Origin of the sequence: Acutalibacter sp. LFL-21 (assembly GCF_025630755.1) — a bacterium.
In the GTDB taxonomy this organism is placed as follows: domain Bacteria; phylum Bacillota; class Clostridia; order Oscillospirales; family Acutalibacteraceae; genus Acutalibacter; species Acutalibacter stercoravium.
The window spans coordinates 288,539-306,065 of sequence record NZ_JAOTNT010000002.1; the positions used below are offsets into that span (position 1 = coordinate 288,539).

Sequence of the window (17,527 nt, forward strand, 5' to 3'; positions counted from 1 at the left end):
AATAAACGCCAAAAACTCCCCCGGACTACTGCTGGGGGAGTTTTTTTGTTGTTATAGCAGCCGCGTGCCGTTGATGATGAGTTCAAACTGGAGTCCCAAGGTCTGGGCGGCCTTGCGGCACAGCACCATGCGCTCCAAAAAGATCTCGAAATACTCCATCACCGGGCATATTTCCGTGGCGATCTCAATATGAAAGATACAGAGCTTGCGCTCCGGGTCCATGTCCAGGTGGGCGTCCTCCACGGCGTAATTCACCCGGTCGTGAATGTCCGCCTCCAGCACCGCGTCCTTCCGCACCCGGGAGCGGCGCACGTCGCTCTTGTCCGAGAGGATCAGCGCCGCCGCCAACGGGTTCACCGGATAGGCGGTCTTCTCATCGTGGTGGCCAATGGCCGAGCACACCAGGCCGATCTCCTGGGGCGGCATGTTCAGCTTGTTCAGCAGGGTGAAAGCCATCAAAGCACCGCTGTGGGCGTGGTCCACCCGGTTGACCGTATTGCCGATGTCGTGCATATAGCCGGCAATGGCGGCCAGCTCGCAGTCCCGCTGGGGATAGCCCAGAGCCCGCAAGATCTCCCGGGCAGTGTCACTGCTCTTTTTAGCGTGGGCAAAGCCGTGCTCCGTGTAGCCAATTACCCCTAGGTTGTCGTTGCCCTGCTGGATGTAGGCCCGCACTTCTTCGTTGCGGAAGATGTCCTCCGGGGTCACGTGGGTATACTGTGCCATGGCTTACTCCGCGGTGAGCATCCGGTACATGGCCTCCAGGCAGATCTCCGCGTGGAGCTTGAACCGGCGCAGGTCCAAAAATTCGTTGGCCTGGTGGGCCCGGCTGTCCGCCTGGTCCTTAAAGCTGGCGCCGAAGGCCACGCCCTTGCCGAACATCTGCCGGGCATAGGTGCCGCCGCCCATGGAGAAGATGTCGCACTCCTCGCCGGTCACGTCCTTATAGGCGCCGGAGAGCAGGGTCACCAGCTGGCTTTCCTTGGGTAGGTACAGGGGCTCCGCGTCGGAGAGGAGCACGAACTCCACCCCGCAGGACTCCACCTGTTCCTTCAAGACCGCGGTGACATCGCTGCCCTTCTTGGTGGCGGGGTAGCGGATGTCCACCGTCAGGCTGCACTGCTTCTCGTCCACGTTTACCAGGCCCAGATTGAAGGTCAGAGGGCCGCTGGGCTCGTCGCTCATCTGCACGCCGATCTGGCTGCCGTCGGTGGCAAGGCCGATCTTCTCATGGATAAACCCGAAGAAGATCCCCAGCTGCTCCTTGCTGAACACCTGAGACAGCAGCTCCACCAGGTAAGAGGCGGCGTTGACGCCGTTCCAGGGGGTGGAGGCGTGGGCCGCCTGGCCGTGACTGACGATCTGGCAGCCGCCCTCTGTAGGGGTGATGTCGAAGGCCACGTCCAGCTTCTTGGAGGCGGCTTGCAGCTTTTTCACTTCCTCATCGGAGCAATGGAGAACGCACTCCGCCTTAAAGGGCACTGCGTTGGGCACTGTGCCGGAGACAAACCGCTTCACCACAGCGGAGTCGTTCTTCCCGTGGACCTCAAAGTCCAGCAGGCCCTTCTCGCAGTGGCAGATGCCGTAGGAAGAGTCCGGGGTGAAGCCCATGTCCGGGTGCTGCTCGCTGGCAAAGTAGTGGGGCATGTCCAGCATGCCGATTTCCTCAGCGGAGCCGAAGATGACCCGCAGCTTCCGGTTTCCCTTCACGCCGGCGTCCTTCAGGGCCCGCAGGCAGTGCAGGGCCACGATGGCAGGCCCCTTGTTGTCTGAAACGCCCCGGCCATAGGCCAGGTTGTCGTCGATGACCATGGTGTAGGGGTCGGTGTCCCAGCCTTCCCCGGCGGGGACTACGTCCAGGTGGGCCATGACCACCGCATTGCCCTCGCCCTCTCCATATTCCGCGTGGGCGGCGTGATAGCCCACATTCTTGGCTTTCAGGCCATAGCCCTCCGCCATTTTGATCACTGTGTCGATGGCCCGGGCGCACTCGTCGCCATAGGGGTGCTCCCCCTCCTGGGGCTTGGCCACCGAGGGGATGGCCACCACTGTGGCCAGGTCTTTCAGAATATCGTCCCAATAGTCCAGGATCTTTTCTCCAAACAGCATACGCTTCGTTTCCTTTCTTGTGTGGTGTTCCTCTCCTGCGGAAAGGTACGTTCTTACGATACATTTTTTTCCGCTCAAAGTCAAGGGGCGGTTTTGGGAAAAGGAGGGAGAAGCAGTGTTAAATTTCATCTGGTGCGGCATGGTCCTTCTGAGTGTGGTGTGCGCCCTGTGCACCGGCCGCCTGGGAGAGCTCTCCACCGCCCTGCTGGAAGGCTCCCAGCAAGCGGTGGAACTCTCTTTGTTCCTGTTGGGCAGCATGTGCGCCTGGCTGGGGTTTTTGAAAATCGCCGAGGAAAGCGGCCTTTCCCGGCTGCTGGCCCAGGCCATGGCGCCGGTCACCGGGTGGCTGTTCCCGGAATACAAGGGGGATGAGTCCATCCAGGGGAAGATCTCCCTCAATCTTTCCGCCAACTTGTTGGGCCTGGGGAACGCAGCCACGCCCCTGGGCCTGGCTGCCATGCGGGAGATGGCCCAGAAGAACCCCTCGCCGGATACGCCAACCCAAGGGATGATCCTCTTTGTAGTCATCAACACCGCCTCTTTACAGCTCCTCCCCGTGAACATGGCGGCCATGCGCCAAAGCTGTGGCAGCGCGGCGCCTTTTTCCATCCTGCCCCAGGTGTGGATCACCTCTGCGGCGTCCCTGGCGGTGTGCGTCCTCTGTTGCAAGCTGCTGGAGCGGAGGCCCCCATGGCCCAGGTAGGCGCGGCGGCCCTGCCGGTGATGGTGGCCCTCATCCTCTTTTTTGGCGCGGTGAGGGGGGTCCCCGTGTTCGACACCTTCCTCTCCGGGGCAAAGGAGGGTATCCGCACTTCCCTCAAGCTGCTGCCCACCCTCATCGGCCTCATCGTGGCAGTGACCATGGTGCGGGCCTCCGGCCTTTTAGAGCTGCTCTGCGGCCTGCTGGAGCCCCTGGCCCAGGCCGCGCACATCGCCCCGGAGCTGCTCCCCCTGGCGTTTCTGCGGCCCATCTCCGGCAGCGGGGCCTCTGCCTACACCCTGGACCTGCTCCAGCAGTTCGGCCCGGACAGCCCCACAGGGAAGATGGCCTCGGTGCTGTCCTCCTCCACAGAGACCACCTTCTACGCCGTGGCGGTGTACTTTGGGGCCTGCGGCTACAAGCGCCTGCGCTATACCATTCCCGCTGCTCTTCTGGGCGACGCCACGGCTCTGCTATTTTCCATCCTCACCGTCCGGCTTTTGGGGTGAAGGGCTTCATGGTCGGGAATAGAAGCCTGTCCCGGATGGCTTCCCATTGTCCCGGTTTTGCGCTATAATAGAGAAAACATCCCCAGGAGGTGTCCCCCCCATGATTGACCTGCACCTGCACATCGACGGCTCCCTGCCCCTCAAGACGGTACGCAAGCTGGCCCGGTTGGCCAACGTCCCCCTTCCCCCAGAGGAGGAGGGGCTGTGGGACCTGCTCTCGGTCCCCGCGGACTGCGCCAGCCTCAACGACTATCTCCGCTGTTTCGACCTGCCGGTGGAGCTGCTCCAGTCCGCCGGGGCCTTGTCCCTGGCCGTCCAGGAGCTGGTGGAGGAACTGCGGGCCCAGGGGCTCCTCTACGCCGAGCTGCGGTTCGCTCCCAGCCAGCACACCCGCAAGGGCCTGACCCAGCGCCAGGTGGTGGAGGCCGCCCTCTCCGGCCGGAAGGCAGCCGGGGGAGAGAACTTCTGCCAGCTGATCCTCTGCTGCATGCGGGGCGGGGAAGAGGCCGCCAACCGGGAGACGGTGGGCACTGCCGCCTCCTTTCTGGGCCAGGGGGTCTGTGCCCTGGATTTGGCCGGGGCAGAGGCCCTCTATCCCGCCCGGGAGCACGCCGCCCTGTTCGCCTATGCCCGCTCCCTCCAGGTGCCCTTCACCCTCCACGCCGGGGAGGCCGCCGGGCCGGAGAGCGTCCGCCAGGCCCTGGAGCTGGGGGCCCAGCGCATCGGCCACGGGGTGCGGGCCATAGAGGAGGAGAGCCTGCTGGAGGAGCTGGCCCAGCGGCAGATCCCCCTGGAGCTGTGCCCCACCAGCAATTTGCAGACAAAAGCCGTCCCGGACCTGGCCCATTTCCCCCTGAGGGAGTACCTGCGCCGGGGACTGCGGGCTACAGTAAACACGGACAACATGACCGTCTCCCACACTACCCTCTCCCAGGAGTATGCCCTGCTGGGCCTGACGGGGGAGGAGCGCCGTGCCCTGCTGCGCAACAGCGTGGAGGCCGCCTTCCTGCCGGAGGAGGACAAGCGCGCCCTGTGGCAGCGGGTGGAGGCCCGCCTGTAACACAAGTATGGAAAAAGGCCCTGGACCGCAGTCCAGGGCCTTTTTTTACAGCTTTTTGGGGGATCAGTCCAGGATCATCAGGTCCCGAATGTACTTGATGGTGTACTTCAGTCCCTTCTCTCCCTTGTCGCCCCTCCAGGTGGCGGAGTGGGGCTCAATGGCCAGGTAACCGTCATATCCATACTTGTACAGAATGGCAAAGAAGGCCCGCCAGTTGATGACGTCGATTCCCGCGGGAGGGTTGTCATACACAGTGTTGGGCTTCTCAAAGTAGGGCTGGAAGATGCCTTTCAGCTCTGGGTGGGCGGCGACCAGGTCCCGGATGGCCCACATGGTGGGCTCTTCCGAGGGCCCCCGCTGGATGACACCCTTGACGTGCACATACTGGATGCGGCTTCCCCACTCCAGGGCCTCGTCCAGATAGGCGCCCTGGGCGCCGCCGTGGACAAAGCTGTGGGAGGGATCGTATTTGATGCCCAGCCCGGGCACTTCGCTGAGCACCAGCTTCCACTGCTCCGGGGTGCGGATGTAGTTGCCGCCCATCATGCAGTTGACGATGGAGCACTGCATCCCACGCTCCGCTGCTGCAGCCACCATCTGGTTGAGCACCTTGATGGCGGCGGTGATGTTCTTGTAGTAGGAGAGTTCCTCCACATAGGCCACACTGCACAAGTAGTGCTTGGCCCCCAGGTACTGGCCGAAATCCATTACGGCCAGCACGTTTTCCCACTCCTGGGGGATGACGTCGCCGTTCTTGTCCAGGATGCGGCTGGCCCAGCGGCCCACAGCGCCCACTTCCACGCCGGTGCGCTGGCTGGCCTCTTTGATGGCCTCCTGGCGGGCTGCCAGTTCCTTAACAGGAAGTCCGAAGAAATCCTCTGGGTTGCAGTCAAACTCTACAAATTCCAGCCCCAGATCTTTAGCGCGCTCCAGGCTGGCGGCCTCGGGGGGCATGATAATCCCCAGTTTCATAGCAAATTCCTCCTTAAAAAAATAGGTCTATTGTAAAAGCCAAAAATGGCGGTTTACCTTGTTCCAGAAAAAGGGGGTTCCAGCTCCTTTTCCAGGGTGTAGGAGCGGATTCCCAGCCCCAGCCGCTGGTAAAACTGAAGGGCCTGCTGGTTAAAGGGCCACACTGTCAGCGAGAGCCGTTTGGCGCCAAACGCCCTGCCTTGACGTTCCCCCTCCGCCAAAAGAGCGGAGGCCACGCCCTGTCTGCGAAAAGCGGGGGCCACATATAGGTCTACAACATACAGGCTCTTGTCCGGCTTCAGCAAAGGGCTGCCCGGGGCTTCCCGCAAGGTAAAAGAGCACATTCCCGCAGGGACGCCGTCCACCTCGGCCAGCAGGCGCAGCTCGTGGCAATCGTTCAGTTCTTCCAAATACTGTTCCTGGGGCACGGGATGTTCCAAGGGGCAGAACAGGTCGGGGCGGGCTTCCACATGCATTCGGTGCAGGTCTGCCTCCCATTGGTCGTAGAGGGGATAATCCTCCGGTGTCAAGCTCCGGATGTGCAGGCGCCCTGCTTCTGGGGGGAGTTGGTTCATACAAGCCTTCCTTTCTGCCGCCTATGGACGGGGCGGCTTCTATGTGCTATACTGATGGCAGCATTGCTTTGGGAGGGAAAACTGTGTTGAAATCCACCCCTGGCTTCTGGCAGGCCATGGACCAGCTTCTGGCGCATTCCAAAATCGCGATTGACCGGCCCCGGGGCTCCCAGCACCCCCGCTATCCAAAAATGGTCTACCCTCTGGATTACGGCTATCTGGAGGGGACTTCTGCCATGGATGGGGAAGGCGTGGACGTGTGGGTGGGCACCAGCCCTGTAAATGGCCTGGACGCTCTCCTCTGTGTGGTGGACTTGCCGAAAAGAGAGGTGGAGGTCAAGCTGCTTCTCCGGTGTACGGAAGGGGAAAAACAGCTGGCCCTCCAATTTCAAAGCCAGCCGCCTCACATGCTGGCGCTGCTGGTCCGCCGGAAGGAGACCCCCAATAAAAAGGATAGCACAGAAAGCGGCTCTTCGCAATGAGGGAGTCGAATTCTAATGCAGAGATTTTTCGGCGCTTGATCCGTTGGAGGCATTTGTATGAACCGCAATGCGCATAGAATAGGTGCCTTGTCCCGCTTATTGGAGGGGGGAGAAACACTGTTCTAGCCAATTTACGGGACACTCGTTCAGAGAGGCCACCGGTGGTCCGGCTACTTTGGGTTGACCGGATATCACTTGTTGATCGCCCTCCTGGGAGAAAACGGCCAAGCAGTCCAATGGAGCACGCGCGTTCCGCTGGAGATGCGGAACGTCACCGTAAAAAAGGGGCTGCTTCCTCTGCAATACCACATCCGCATGGAATTTTGTGAAGGGGAAGCGGGACACTTTCTCGCTTCCAAAAAGGTGCTGGGCCTGGAAAACCAAGGAAAAAACCTGAAAGGTTTTCTAGAGTTTCTGCAGGCGCGTTCTGGCTGAATGGCGCAAAAGCTGCCCCTGCGGCCTTGCAGGCCCGCGGCGCCATCTCCCGGCAGCGGGGCTAAAAGGGGGAGCGGCTTTCACGGCTGGTTCACTTTCAATGGGACTTTTCTTTTTCTTGCAAAGAATTTAATTTTATTTCTAATAAAGAATAATAATAGAGGAAAAGTAGCATATTATGAAGGAGGGCGAAGGGCATTTGTGCCCATCCCTATCAATGAGCTTTGAAGGAGGAACAAACCAATGGAAGTCTATGTGTGCGACGTTTGCGGCTACCGTTATGATCCCGCTGTGGGTGATCCGGACAATGGAATCGCCCCTGGCACTGCGTTTGAAGATCTTCCCGAGGATTGGGTCTGCCCCCTGTGCGGCGTAGGCAAGGACCAGTTCTCCAAAGAGTAAGAGCGAAACAAGAAGGGCGGCCTCCAAAAGAGGCCGCCCTTTTTTGCTTATTCTGCCAAAGGCGTCATTTCCAGAAGCTCCCAGGCGGCGTCCAGCTCCTGGTAAGAGAGCCCCCTGTCCTCGTACTCGGCCTCTCCCCGCTGGTTGTCGGTGGGGTCGCTGCGCAGCTGCGCCTTAGGGGGATCAAATTCCCACTGGAATTGGCTGTTGGCTGCCATGCGGTAGGGATCCAGATTGCCAAAATAGTGCTCGTGCAGCAGAGTGCTGCCCGCCCGGTAACCGCTCCCCCCGAAGGAGCAGTCCGCAAACAGCCAGCCATAGGGGGCCACATAGAATTGGGCCCAGTCGTGGCAGCCCTGGGAATAGGGGGTTACAAACAGCCCGCTCTGCCACCGGGCCGGGATTCCCGCGCACCGGCACAGGGTGATGAACAGCAGGGCTTGCACGCCGCAGTCCCCCTTCTGGTTCAGCCCGGCGTACTCCGGGATCTGGGTGATGGTGAAATACTCCCGCATATAGGAGTAAGTCACCACCGTGGTGCAGTAGTCGTAGAAGCGGCGGGCCACCTTCAAGGGGTTGGTCTCTCCGGCGGAGAGCTCCCGGCACAGTTCCCGGAGAAAGGGGGTGAACCGGATGTGGGGCGCCTGCTCCTGTGTGTCGAACTCCGGCTGGATGGGGGAGACCTTCTCCGGGTCCAGAGGATGGTATTCCACCCGGGAGTCATACTCGTACTCCACGGTAAAGGGCCGGTTTTCCCGGGGCGCGCAGGTAAAGCAGATGGTCCGCTGGCCTGCGGTCTCTGGGGCGATGACGGCCTCCTCTGGGGAGTAGCTCAAAATGCGGATGTTCTTCATGTTCACCGCAGGGGCGGGGATGGGCAGGTGCACCCGCACCGTTTCCCCCGGCCGGAAGGCGCTGTCCGCCAATTTCAAGCTGGCCCGCAGCCGGATGTGCCGGGCGGCGAAGCCTTTTTCCTCCATCTCCCGGGCGGTTTCCTTCAGCAGCTTCTTCTCCGGGCTCTCCTCCGCCGGGGGCAGCCCCGCCCGCTGGGCGATCTGAGGATAAACCTTCACCAAAGTGTCGTAGAAGCTGTGGCAGAAGTAGGGCTTGCCCTGCAGGTAGATCCAGTCGATTTGGCTCTTGTCCTCCAGTTCCCGCAGCTCCTCCCAGGTGAAGTCCGGGATGTGCTCCCGCAGGATGCGCAAGCCCTCCTCTTCACTGTAAATATAGTCCTGGGGCAACCGAAGCAGAATTTCCTCTTCCAGCTCCAAGCGTTTTTTCACGGAAAAGGGCAGCTTTCCAGAGGCCAGCCGTTGGCGGATGAGCCGGTGGGCCCTTTCAAAGTCCCCGCACCACTTGGCCTTTTCAATGTCCTCCGGCAAGGGGATTTCCAAATAGCGCATCTGGTCCAATGTCATTTCCATTCCCTCCCACAGGCGCCTCTCCCGGCGCCCTTCGTTTTGTAAGATTATATCACAGTAAAGCAAAAAAGCAAAGAAAAAGTGTTCTCTGCGAAAAGAAAAGCTGCCCGCTGGGGCAGCTCTCTTCCCACGTCACAGCGTCTCATACCCGTGTGCCTGTTGAAGCATCATGTCCTTCACCTTCATCAGCCGCACCTGGGTGGAGCGCTCGTTCTCATCCAGTTTCATGGAGATATAGCGGATGGTCTCCTGGAGCTGGGGAATCATCACATGCTCCAGGGCGTTGACCCGCCGCCGGGTCTTTTCGATCTCCGCCGCCATCAGCTGGCAGGCCTTCTCTTTTTCGGCAAGCTCCAGCATGGCGGGGAACACCTCTGCCAATGCCTGGATGGCCCCGTCCAAGTCCGAGGAGGTGAAGGCAAAGCCGTAGGGGAACATGTCCCCCTGCTGGGGCGTGCGGGTGTGGAAGGTGAATTTTGGCACTTCCACGCTCATCACGTTTTCCACCTCGCACTCCAAAGAGACCCGCTGCTTCGGCGCCAGCAGGGCGGTGTTCAGCGCCGCGTCCTGCATGGAGGCCCGGGCCAGCATGAACTCCTGGTTGGCGGCTTTCAGCCCCTGTTCCACCTTTTGGCGCAGGGCCATGTTTTCCCGCACCCGGTCCAGAAATTGGCGCATCAGCTCATCCCGCTTGTCTTTCAGCAGCTTGTGGCCCCGGGTGGCGGTGGCCAGCTTTTTTTTCAGGCGGGTCAGCTCCATGCGGGTGGGGTTCACCTGCAAACGCTCTGCCACAGGTCATTCCACCTTTCCGTCGTAGTACTGGTCCAGCAGCCTGTCGCTGATGCGCTTGAGTTCGCTTCTGGGCAGCAGGCGCAGCAGCTTCCAGCCCAGGTCCAGGGTCTCCTCGATGGACCGGTCCGTTCGGTAGCCCTGGGAGACATACTCCTTCTCGAAGGCGTCGGCGAACTGGGCGTACAGCTTGTCGGTGTCCGTCAAAGCAGCCTCGCCCAGCACCACCATCAGCTCTTTGGCGTCCTTGCCCCGGGCATAGGCGGCGAAGAGCTGGTTCATGGTGGCGGCGTGATCCGCCCGTGTTTTCCCTTCACCAATGCCTTTATCCTTTAAGCGGGACAGGGAGGGCAGCACGTCGATGGGCGGGGCAATGTTCTTCCGGTACAGCTCCCGGCTGAGGATGATCTGCCCCTCGGTGATATAGCCGGTCAAATCGGGGATGGGGTGGGTCTTGTCATCCTCTGGCATGGACAAAATGGGGATCAGAGTGATGGAACCGTTCCTTCCCTTCTGCCGGCCTGCCCGCTCGTACAGGGAGGCCAGGTCCGTGTACATATAGCCCGGGTAACCCCGGCGTCCGGGCACCTCTTTCCGGGCGGCGGAGACCTCCCGCAGGGCGTCGGCGTAGTTGGTGATGTCCGTCAGGATCACCAGCACATGCATGTTTTTCTCAAAGGCCAGGTATTCCGCGGCGGTCAAGGCCATGCGGGGGGTGGCGATGCGCTCCACCGCCGGGTCGTTGGCCAGGTTCACGAACAGCACTGTCCGGTCGATGGCCCCTGTCTCCTGAAAGCTCTTCACGAAGAAGTCCGACTCCTCGAAGGTGATGCCCATGGCCGCGAACACCACCACGAAGGGCTCGGTGGTGCCCCGCACCTTGGCTTGACGGGCGATCTGGGCCGCCAGCTGGGCGTGGGGCAGGCCGCTGGCGGAAAAGATGGGCAGCTTCTGCCCCCGCACCAGGGTGTTCAGCCCGTCAATGGCGGAAACCCCCGTCTGGATAAACTCTTGGGGATAGTTCCGGGCCGCAGGGTTCATGGGCAGTCCATTGATATCCGCCCGCCTGTCAGGCAAAATCTCCGGTCCCCCGTCTATGGGGCGTCCCAAGCCGTCGAACACCCGGCCCAGCATGTCTTCGCTGACCCCCAGCTCCATGCTGCGGCCCAAAAAGCGCACCTTACTGCTCTCCAGGTTGATGCCCGTAGAGCTCTCGAACAGCTGCACCAGGGCGTTGCCCTCGTTGATCTCCAGCACCTTGCACCGGCGCTTCTCCCCATTGAAGAGCTCGATCTCTCCCAGCTCATCATAGGCTACGTTTTCCACGCCCTTCACCAGCATCAGAGGGCCCGCCACTTCTTGGATGGTCCGATATTCCTTTGGCATCACAAGTCCTCCTTTGCTGCTTTGGCCTCTTTCAGTTCCTCCTCCAGCTGGGTGAGCACCGCCTGGTAGCGGCTCTCCACCTCTTCCGCCGGGGTGTATTTGAACCGGCCGATCTGTTCCCGCACCGGCAAAGCGATGAGTTTTCCGGTCTCCACGCCTTCCTTCAGGGCCTGCAGGCTCTTCTCATAGTAGCTGAGGATCAGCTCCATCATGGCGTGCTGCTTGGGGAGGGGCGTGTAAGTGTCCACCTCGTCAAAGGCGTTCTGGTGGAGGAAGTCCTCCCGGATGGACCGGGCGGCCTCCAGCTTCAGCCGGTCCGGGGCGGAAAGGGCGTCCATGCCCACCAGCTGCACAATCTCCTCCAGCTCCGCCTCGTCCTGCAGAAGCCCCATGAGCTTGGCCCGCAGCTCCACCCAGTCCTTGGCCACATGCTGGGCGAACCAGGGCTCCAAGGTGTCCAGGTACAGAGAGTAGCTGGTCAGCCAGTTCACTGCCGGGAAGTGGCGCTTATAGGCCAGGCTGGAGTCCAGCCCCCAGAACACCTTCACAATGCGCAGGGTGGCCTGGGACACCGGCTCGGAAATGTCGCCGCCGGGCGGGGATACCGCCCCGATGACGGACAAAGTGCCCTCCCGCTGCTGGCTGCCCAGGGTGACCACCCGGCCAGCCCGTTCATAGAACTGAGCCAGACGGCTGCCCAGATAGGCGGGGTAGCCCTCCTCGCCGGGCATCTCCTCCAGACGGCCAGACATCTCCCGCAGGGCCTCTGCCCACCGGGAGGTGGAGTCCGCCATCAGCGCCACGGAGTAGCCCATATCCCGGAAGTACTCCGCAATGGTGATGCCCGTGTAGATAGAGGCCTCCCGGGCCGCCACCGGCATATCGGAGGTGTTGGCGATGAGCACCGTGCGCTTCATCAGGGAGTAGCCGGTCTTGGGGTCCTTCAGCTCCGGGAACTCGTTTAGCACGTCGGTCATCTCGTTGCCCCGCTCGCCGCAGCCGATGTAGACCACAATGTCCGCCTCGGCCCACTTGGCCAGCTGGTGCTGCACCACTGTCTTGCCGCTGCCAAAGGGGCCGGGCACGGCCGCCACGCCGCCCTTGGCCAAGGGGAAGAAGGTGTCGATGACCCGCTGGCCCGTCACCAAAGGCATGGCGGGGGAGAGCTTCTGGCGGTAGGGCCGCCCTCGCCGCACTGGCCACCGCTGTACCATGGTCAGGGGGACCTCTTTTCCGTCGGGGGTCTCCACCACCGCCACCGTCTCCGTCACAGGGAAGGCCCCGGCCCGGATGTCCTTCACCGTACCTAAAAGCCCCGGCGGCACCATGATCTTGTGGGTGACGATCTCCGTCTCCTGCACAGTGCCCAGCACGTCCCCGGCAGCTACGCTGTCCCCGGCTTTTAAGGCGGGGACAAACTCCCAAGAGCGGTCCCGCTTCAGCGCGGGTACCTCCACGCCCCGGTGCAGGTTGTTGCCGGAAAGTTTCATGATGTCATCCAACGGACGCTGGATGCCGTCGTAAATGCTGCCGATGAGCCCGGGCCCCAGCTCCACGCTCATGGGCTCCCCCGTGGATTCCACCGGGGCCCCGGGGGCCAGGCCAGAGGTCTCCTCATACACCTGGATGGAGGCTTCGTCCCCGTGCATCTCAATGATTTCGCCGGTGAGCCGCTGAGAGCTCACCCGCACCACGTCGAACATATTGGCGTCCCGCATCCCCTTGGCGATCACCAGGGGCCCGGCCACCTTTTTGATGGTGCCATTGCTCATAGTTGCTTTCCCCGCTTCCTTCAGGATTCGTTCTCCAAAATGTTGGAGCCCACGGCCTGCTCTACCGAGCGCTTGACCTGTTCCAGGCCCATCCCCGTGTTGCCGGAAATCCCTGGAATGGGCACCACGGCTGGCAGGGGGCGCTCCCGCAGCCGGACGATCTCCTCTGGGATCTGGGCGCACAGGGCCTCTGTCACATACAGAACCGCGTACCCATCCTCGGCCAGCCGCCGCAGCAGCCTGGCCCCAGCCTCCGGCTCTTCCACAGGGAACACCTCCAGCCCCAGGGCTCCAAAGCCGTAGATGCTGTCCCGGTCTCCCAGCACGCCGATTTTATACATAGGTCTCCCTCAGCCTTTCCCGGATGCGCCCCTCCGGCAGGCCGTTGCGTTTGCCGGAAAGGAGAATCCGAACTGTATCGGTCTCACGGCGCCGGGCCACCGCATAGGCAAACAGGGGTCCGGCTGTCTCATATTCCATTTTCTCGCCTTGAAGCAGTTCCAGGGCCTGGTCATCACACCATTTCTCAAAGGCCGCCAGGGACTCCTGCAGGGCTGGAACTCCCCTGCTGTACGGCGTAGAAGCCACATAGGCCAGCAGGGCCTCCATGCCTTGGAGAGCCGCCCCTGCCAGGGTGTCCGTGTCCAGGCCGGGGCAGGGGGCCAGGGCCAATTGGAGAAACTCCCGGTTTTTTCCAGCCCGGCAGGCCCGGGCCGCCATGCGGATGTCTGCCCCAGCCACGGTCAGCTCCCCGTAGCGCTTCAGCACGGGCAGGCTGCTTTCCCGTCCCAGCCGCAGCAGCTCTTCCAGGCATGCCCGGTCAATGAGCACGTCACACAACTGGCCGTCTCCGGTTTGCAGCAGTGCCCGGCAGGCCCGCTCCGCCGCTTGCGCCAGCGCGGGGGGAAGGGAGGAGAAGTCCCGCTCCCTGGCCATGGACAAAAGCGCTTCCGGCGCCCACTGCCCACCGGGAAGGAATACCCCCTGGGGGCTGGCCTCCAAAACGGCGCACTTGACCGCCGCCTTCAAATTGTTTCCGTCTGTGGGAAGCACCAGCGGGGCAAAGGGGGAGAGGTCCTGGGTCAACTCTTTCAGGAATTCCCAGGTTTTCTCCTCCTCGGCGGCCAGCATCTCACCGGCGGAGCTGCGGTCCTCCCGGCCCCAGCCCTTGTCGCGCAGCACCCGCAGGCATTCCTCCTCTGTCTGGCAGGCCATCAGCCGTTCCAGGTCCCCTTTGGTGAGAAGCCCGGTCTCTCGGGCCCGCACCCGGGTCACGGCGTAAATATAGTCTTGACTCATGGTTGCGCCCCCCTTCACATTGGGGCAAACAGAATGGCCCCCGCTGCGTCACGCAGTTGCTCATAGGCCTCTTGAAACAGAGAGGCAAAGGTGCAGTCCACCTGAACTGGCCCATAGGTGAGCACAAACCCGCCCTCCATGGCTCCCGGTGCAGGGGAGATCTCAATGTCCCCCTGGGGAGCGGCCTTGGCCAGGGCTTCTGAAAACTCCCCGGGAAGCCGCTGCAAATCCCGGGCATTCAGCGTCATCACGCCTTTGCCCGGCTGGCCGTACCGGGCTGCCAGTCCCAGCAGGATGGAAAAGTACTCCTCGGCCGGGGCGTTTTCCAAGCTGTCGCACACCTTGCTCACGGCTTCGCGGATCAGCTGCTGCTTACACGCCAAAAGCTGGTTGCGCTTCTCCAGGCGGGCGGCAGATTCCGCCCGTTCCCGGATGGCGCCCGCCTGCCGCTGAGCCTGGGAGAGGATCTCTCCGCTTTGCCGCTGGGCTTCCTCCCGGGCTGCCGCCAGGGTGCTTTCCGCCTCCGTTCTGGCGGCGGAGAGCAGCTCCTCTGCCTGGCTGGCCGCCTCCTGTTGGATCTGGTCCAAAATAGCCTCCAGTCCCGTCACCAGTCTCCCTCCTTTCCGCCTTGCCGCAGGGGCCTCATACACTCAGGCCGCCAATGCCGAAGATGGAAAGAATGGAGATCAGAAGCGCCAGCACAGCATAGGTCTCCACCATGACGGGCAGGGTCATGGCCTTGCCGAACTGCTCGGGCTTTTTCACCAGCAGGGAAATGCTGGCGATAGAGGCCTTGGTCTGCCACCGGGCGGAGATCAGGCCCACCACGGCCATGGGCAGGCAGGCAGCCAGGTACAGCAGCCCCTTCACAATGCTCACGTTGGGGTCGCCGCCCAGGATGCCCACCTGAGTCAGCACAATAAAGCCGATGAGCAGCCCATAGATGCCTTGGGTGCCGGGCAGCAGCTGCAGCACCAGCACTTTGCCGAACAGGGAGGGGTTCTCTGTCACAGCGCCGGCAGCGGCCTGGCCGGCCATGCCAACGCCCACGGCAGAACCGATTCCTGCCATCAATGCCGCCAGCATCCCGCCCAGCAGCGCGAACACAATGCCCAAAGTGTTCCAATCAAAACTGTTCATATCATTTTTCCTCCTTGATTTGGAAATGCTTGGTGTTGGCGGCAAAGGGATGGTAGGCCCGGCCGCCGCCCTCATAGAATTTTCCGAAGAACTCAACAAACTGCAGGCGGTTGGTGTGCACATAGGCGCCCAGCAGATTGATAGCCATGTTCATGCTGTGGCCGATGAGAAAGACCACTGTAAAGAAGATGGCGCCCACCACACCACCGCCCAGCATAGCCCCCAGCTGATTGAATACGGTGGAGATCACGCTGGTGGCCAGCCCCAGGGCTAACAGGCGTGAGTAGGAAAGGATGTCGCTCAGATAGCTGGAAACGCCGTAAAGCCCGTAAAGTCCTTTCAAAAAGCGCTTCACCGGGCTGCGGGATTCCCGCCCCGCGGTAAACAGGACGCCCACAGCCCCAATGCCAGCCAGCACGCCGGCAACAGCCGCTACAGGGCCTGGCACAGTAAAGGGCAGTTCTGCAATGTTCTGGAAGATCTCTGTGGAGAGCAGCACCACAATGAGGCCGCCCACCAGCAGGTACCAGAACACCACGTCATAGATGGCGTCCGCGTATTTCTTCTGCCGGGCCAGCTGATAAAACTGCACCCCAAGCCCGGTGAACAGATGGGCCACGCCCACCCCAAAGGAGAAAATCAACAGCCGCATGGGGTCGTCCAGAGGCTCAAACCACAGGGCCGGAACGGTAATTTCCGTGTGGAAGAAGGTCCTGGCGATCACCGGAAGGGCATCCCCAAAGTAGCTGCCGAACAGCACGCCCCACATGGTGGTGGAGAGCCCGCAGAAGAAGAACATCCGCAGGGTCTTGCGCATGCCCTGTTCCATGTTGTGGAACAGCCGCAGCGCCACCCCGCTGCCAATGACCGTCAGAATGCCGTAGGCCGCGTCGGAGAGCATCATCCCAAACAGGATATAGTAGAAAAACGCCATCACGCCGCTGGGGTCCACCTCGTGCTTTCCTGGCAGGCTGTACCCTTCCACCACGCCCTCCATGGGTTCGGTAAACAGTCCGTTTTTCAGCTTAACAGGCGGGTCCTCCTCGGGGGAGGGCTCCACGGCCTGGGCAAAGAGGGTGAATTTCTGAGAGAGCTCCTCCAGCAGCTGGGGAGCGTCCCCGGCCGGCAGGTACCCCGTCAGGTAAAAGGTGTGGGGGCTCTGCCACAGCTCCCCCAGCACCCGAAAGCTTTCCGCTTTTGCCCCACAGGAATCGGCTGCCAGCAGCAGGGACTCCCGTGTGCCGGCCTGAGCGGCGAGCTGCCCTTTTACATCCCGAAGCTCCTGCTCTTCCCGCTGGAGCTCCTGTTTCAGGGCCTCTGCCTGCTGGGCAGGCGGCAGCTCCCCGGCGGCAGCGGGGGATGAAAACCCCAAGGCCCGCAACGCGTCGCCCACTTGGGAAGCCTGGCTTCGGTGACAGAGCACAAAGGCACAGGTCTGCTGAGGCTGCTGGCTGAGCACCTCCGCCTCCACGCCGGAAACCTCTGGCAGGGCCCGGGCCAAGGCATTGTTCAGCCCGGCTTCGTCCAGCTCTTGGGGGAAAGTCCCAATAAAGGCCCGGGTGTGTTCCGTGCCTTGGGTCCCCAGAGGAACGTCCAGCCGCAGCCAGGGGGAGAGGCTTTCCAGCTGGGCTTGCAGCCGCAGCAGCTGAGCCTCCCCATCAGTAATGCGCTTGCCCAGGGAGAGAAGCTCCCGCGCCAGACTCAAGCGGGCGGGAACCTCCCGGGCGGCCGCCTCATACTGCTGGGAAGAGATCACAGGACGTCCCTGTAGGAAGGACAAAGCCCCCTTCTTGGGCGGAGAGTACCGGTCCAGCAGGGCGGCGGCATCCTCCAGCAGGCTGGCATTCTGCTCCCATTCCAGCTGTGCCTGGGAGGTGTCCGCCTGGGAAAAGAGCGGTTCCTTCCTCTGCGGGCTGTGAATCTCCACCATGCCCCGGCGCTGCAGCAGCTCCAGCAGCGCCTTGCGCTCCCGCTGCAGGCCGTAAAGTTCCAGACGCTTCATGGCAACAATGGCCACGCTCTCACCTCCTTCGGGGCTGGCCCAGCACCAGCCGTTCCAGCTCCCGGGCAACCTGTCCTTGGCGGGCAGCGGCCTGCTCGCGGAGCTGTTCCTGTTCCTTCCGGCTTTCCTGCAGCAGGGCTTCCTGCCGCTTTTTTCCATCGGCACGGGCCACCCCGCAGAGCACATCCGCCCGTTTCCGAGCCTCCTTTACCGCAGCCGCTACCAGCTGTTCCCCTTGGGCAGCCGCTTCCCGGCGCAGGCGGTCCGCTTCTTCTTTTGCCTGCTGGACTGTTTCCAGGGCCGCTTGCTCCGCCCGGCTTACAGCCTGCATGGCTTCCTTTGCCATACGCTCCACCTCCCCTATGGCAAAATGCCTGTCTTTCCTAAAAGATATGGGATTTCGGGGAAAAACAATAGATTTATTATACAGGATTCCGAAGTGAATGTCAAAATATAAATCCAAGAGTTTCTGTT

Annotated in this window: 19 protein-coding genes; 5 read left to right on the forward strand and 14 right to left on the reverse strand. The window is 61.9% G+C overall.

Annotated features, from left to right (window positions below; genetic code table 11):
- Positions 1-51: 51 nt before the first annotated feature.
- Positions 52-726, reverse strand: a complete 675-nt coding sequence (locus tag ODJ80_RS03665) for an HD domain-containing protein (protein WP_178864085.1) — start codon at positions 724-726, stop codon at positions 52-54.
- Positions 727-729: 3 nt separating this feature from the next.
- The gene (locus ODJ80_RS03670) at positions 730-2,109 is read right to left on the reverse strand and encodes a Sapep family Mn(2+)-dependent dipeptidase (RefSeq protein WP_263040965.1); all 1,380 of its coding nucleotides are present in this window, start codon (positions 2,107-2,109) and stop codon (positions 730-732) included.
- Positions 2,110-2,224: 115 nt separating this feature from the next.
- Between ODJ80_RS03670 and ODJ80_RS03675 the strand changes: the two genes are divergently transcribed.
- The 3 genes from ODJ80_RS03675 (at position 2,225) to add (ending at position 4,378) form a co-directional block, all read left to right on the forward strand.
- Positions 2,225-2,812: a nucleoside recognition domain-containing protein gene (locus ODJ80_RS03675; RefSeq protein ID WP_263040966.1), complete on the forward strand. Its 588-nt coding sequence runs from the start codon at positions 2,225-2,227 to the stop codon at positions 2,810-2,812.
- Positions 2,800-3,318, forward strand: coding sequence for a nucleoside recognition domain-containing protein (locus ODJ80_RS03680; protein WP_263040967.1), 519 nt, complete (start codon positions 2,800-2,802; stop codon positions 3,316-3,318). Before ODJ80_RS03675 ends, ODJ80_RS03680 begins: the two co-directional genes overlap by 13 nt.
- Before the next feature lie 100 nt (positions 3,319-3,418).
- A complete protein-coding gene (gene add, locus ODJ80_RS03685) occupies positions 3,419-4,378 on the forward strand; it encodes an adenosine deaminase (protein WP_263040968.1) in 960 nt (319 codons plus the stop codon).
- A 63-nt stretch (positions 4,379-4,441) separates the two neighbouring features.
- Here add and ODJ80_RS03690 read toward each other — a convergent pair whose 3' ends face one another.
- Positions 4,442-5,350 (reverse strand): sugar phosphate isomerase/epimerase family protein, encoded by a 909-nt coding sequence (locus tag ODJ80_RS03690; RefSeq protein ID WP_263040969.1) that lies wholly within the window; start codon positions 5,348-5,350, stop codon positions 4,442-4,444.
- A 53-nt stretch (positions 5,351-5,403) separates the two neighbouring features.
- Positions 5,404-5,925, reverse strand: coding sequence for a GNAT family N-acetyltransferase (locus tag ODJ80_RS03695; protein WP_263040970.1), 522 nt, complete (start codon positions 5,923-5,925; stop codon positions 5,404-5,406).
- Between the two features lie 86 nt (positions 5,926-6,011).
- On the opposite strand from ODJ80_RS03695, the gene ODJ80_RS03700 reads away from it, so the two are divergent.
- A complete protein-coding gene (locus tag ODJ80_RS03700) occupies positions 6,012-6,407 on the forward strand; it encodes an inorganic pyrophosphatase (RefSeq protein WP_263040971.1) in 396 nt (131 codons plus the stop codon).
- A 678-nt stretch (positions 6,408-7,085) separates the two neighbouring features.
- Entirely contained in the window at positions 7,086-7,244 is a 159-nt protein-coding gene (gene rd / locus ODJ80_RS03705; protein WP_178864092.1) for a rubredoxin, read from the forward strand.
- Between the two features lie 47 nt (positions 7,245-7,291).
- On the opposite strand, the gene ODJ80_RS03710 is transcribed toward rd, so the two are convergent.
- The 10 genes from ODJ80_RS03710 to ODJ80_RS03755 all read right to left on the reverse strand — a co-directional run bounded on the left by ODJ80_RS03710 (position 7,292) and on the right by ODJ80_RS03755 (position 17,399).
- Positions 7,292-8,668, reverse strand: a complete 1,377-nt coding sequence (locus tag ODJ80_RS03710) for a transglutaminase-like domain-containing protein (RefSeq protein WP_263040972.1) — start codon at positions 8,666-8,668, stop codon at positions 7,292-7,294.
- 129 nt (positions 8,669-8,797) lie between these two features.
- The gene (locus ODJ80_RS03715) at positions 8,798-9,457 is read right to left on the reverse strand and encodes a V-type ATP synthase subunit D (protein WP_263040973.1); all 660 of its coding nucleotides are present in this window, start codon (positions 9,455-9,457) and stop codon (positions 8,798-8,800) included.
- Positions 9,458-9,460: 3 nt separating this feature from the next.
- Entirely contained in the window at positions 9,461-10,840 is a 1,380-nt protein-coding gene (locus ODJ80_RS03720; protein ID WP_263040974.1) for a V-type ATP synthase subunit B, read from the reverse strand.
- Positions 10,840-12,612: a V-type ATP synthase subunit A gene (locus ODJ80_RS03725; protein ID WP_263040975.1), complete on the reverse strand. Its 1,773-nt coding sequence runs from the start codon at positions 12,610-12,612 to the stop codon at positions 10,840-10,842. Before ODJ80_RS03725 ends, ODJ80_RS03720 begins: the two co-directional genes overlap by 1 nt.
- Positions 12,613-12,632: 20 nt before the next feature.
- Positions 12,633-12,953, reverse strand: coding sequence for a V-type ATP synthase subunit F (locus ODJ80_RS03730; protein WP_178864096.1), 321 nt, complete (start codon positions 12,951-12,953; stop codon positions 12,633-12,635).
- Positions 12,946-13,911, reverse strand: coding sequence for a V-type ATPase subunit (locus tag ODJ80_RS03735; protein ID WP_178864097.1), 966 nt, complete (start codon positions 13,909-13,911; stop codon positions 12,946-12,948). Before ODJ80_RS03735 ends, ODJ80_RS03730 begins: the two co-directional genes overlap by 8 nt.
- 14 nt (positions 13,912-13,925) lie before the next feature.
- On the reverse strand, positions 13,926-14,519 hold the full coding sequence (locus ODJ80_RS03740) for a V-type ATP synthase subunit E (protein WP_263040976.1): 594 nt from the start codon (positions 14,517-14,519) through the stop codon (positions 13,926-13,928).
- Positions 14,520-14,553: 34 nt separating this feature from the next.
- Positions 14,554-15,051, reverse strand: coding sequence for a V-type ATP synthase subunit K (locus ODJ80_RS03745; protein WP_178864099.1), 498 nt, complete (start codon positions 15,049-15,051; stop codon positions 14,554-14,556).
- 1 nt (position 15,052) lies between these two features.
- Complete coding sequence (locus tag ODJ80_RS03750; RefSeq protein WP_263040977.1) at positions 15,053-17,068, reverse strand: V-type ATP synthase subunit I; 2,016 nt, start codon at positions 17,066-17,068, stop codon at positions 15,053-15,055.
- A gap of 4 nt (positions 17,069-17,072) precedes the next feature.
- A complete protein-coding gene (locus tag ODJ80_RS03755; RefSeq protein WP_263040978.1) occupies positions 17,073-17,399 on the reverse strand; it encodes a hypothetical protein in 327 nt (108 codons plus the stop codon).
- Positions 17,400-17,527 lie beyond the last annotated feature (128 nt).

Coding starts and splice junctions, on each gene's coding strand:
- ODJ80_RS03665 (WP_178864085.1), bottom strand. CDS start 726: ATGGCACAGTATACCCACGTGACCCCGGAGGACATCTTCCGCAACGAA.
- ODJ80_RS03670 (WP_263040965.1), bottom strand. CDS start 2,109: ATGCTGTTTGGAGAAAAGATCCTGGACTATTGGGACGATATTCTGAAA.
- ODJ80_RS03680 (WP_263040967.1), top strand. CDS start 2,800: ATGGCCCAGGTAGGCGCGGCGGCCCTGCCGGTGATGGTGGCCCTCATC.
- add (WP_263040968.1), top strand. CDS start 3,419: ATGATTGACCTGCACCTGCACATCGACGGCTCCCTGCCCCTCAAGACG.
- ODJ80_RS03690 (WP_263040969.1), bottom strand. CDS start 5,350: ATGAAACTGGGGATTATCATGCCCCCCGAGGCCGCCAGCCTGGAGCGC.
- ODJ80_RS03695 (WP_263040970.1), bottom strand. CDS start 5,925: ATGAACCAACTCCCCCCAGAAGCAGGGCGCCTGCACATCCGGAGCTTG.
- rd (WP_178864092.1), top strand. CDS start 7,086: ATGGAAGTCTATGTGTGCGACGTTTGCGGCTACCGTTATGATCCCGCT.
- ODJ80_RS03710 (WP_263040972.1), bottom strand. CDS start 8,668: ATGGAAATGACATTGGACCAGATGCGCTATTTGGAAATCCCCTTGCCG.
- ODJ80_RS03720 (WP_263040974.1), bottom strand. CDS start 10,840: ATGCCAAAGGAATATCGGACCATCCAAGAAGTGGCGGGCCCTCTGATG.
- ODJ80_RS03725 (WP_263040975.1), bottom strand. CDS start 12,612: ATGAGCAATGGCACCATCAAAAAGGTGGCCGGGCCCCTGGTGATCGCC.
- ODJ80_RS03730 (WP_178864096.1), bottom strand. CDS start 12,953: ATGTATAAAATCGGCGTGCTGGGAGACCGGGACAGCATCTACGGCTTT.
- ODJ80_RS03735 (WP_178864097.1), bottom strand. CDS start 13,911: ATGAGTCAAGACTATATTTACGCCGTGACCCGGGTGCGGGCCCGAGAG.
- ODJ80_RS03745 (WP_178864099.1), bottom strand. CDS start 15,051: ATGAACAGTTTTGATTGGAACACTTTGGGCATTGTGTTCGCGCTGCTG.
- ODJ80_RS03755 (WP_263040978.1), bottom strand. CDS start 17,399: ATGGCAAAGGAAGCCATGCAGGCTGTAAGCCGGGCGGAGCAAGCGGCC.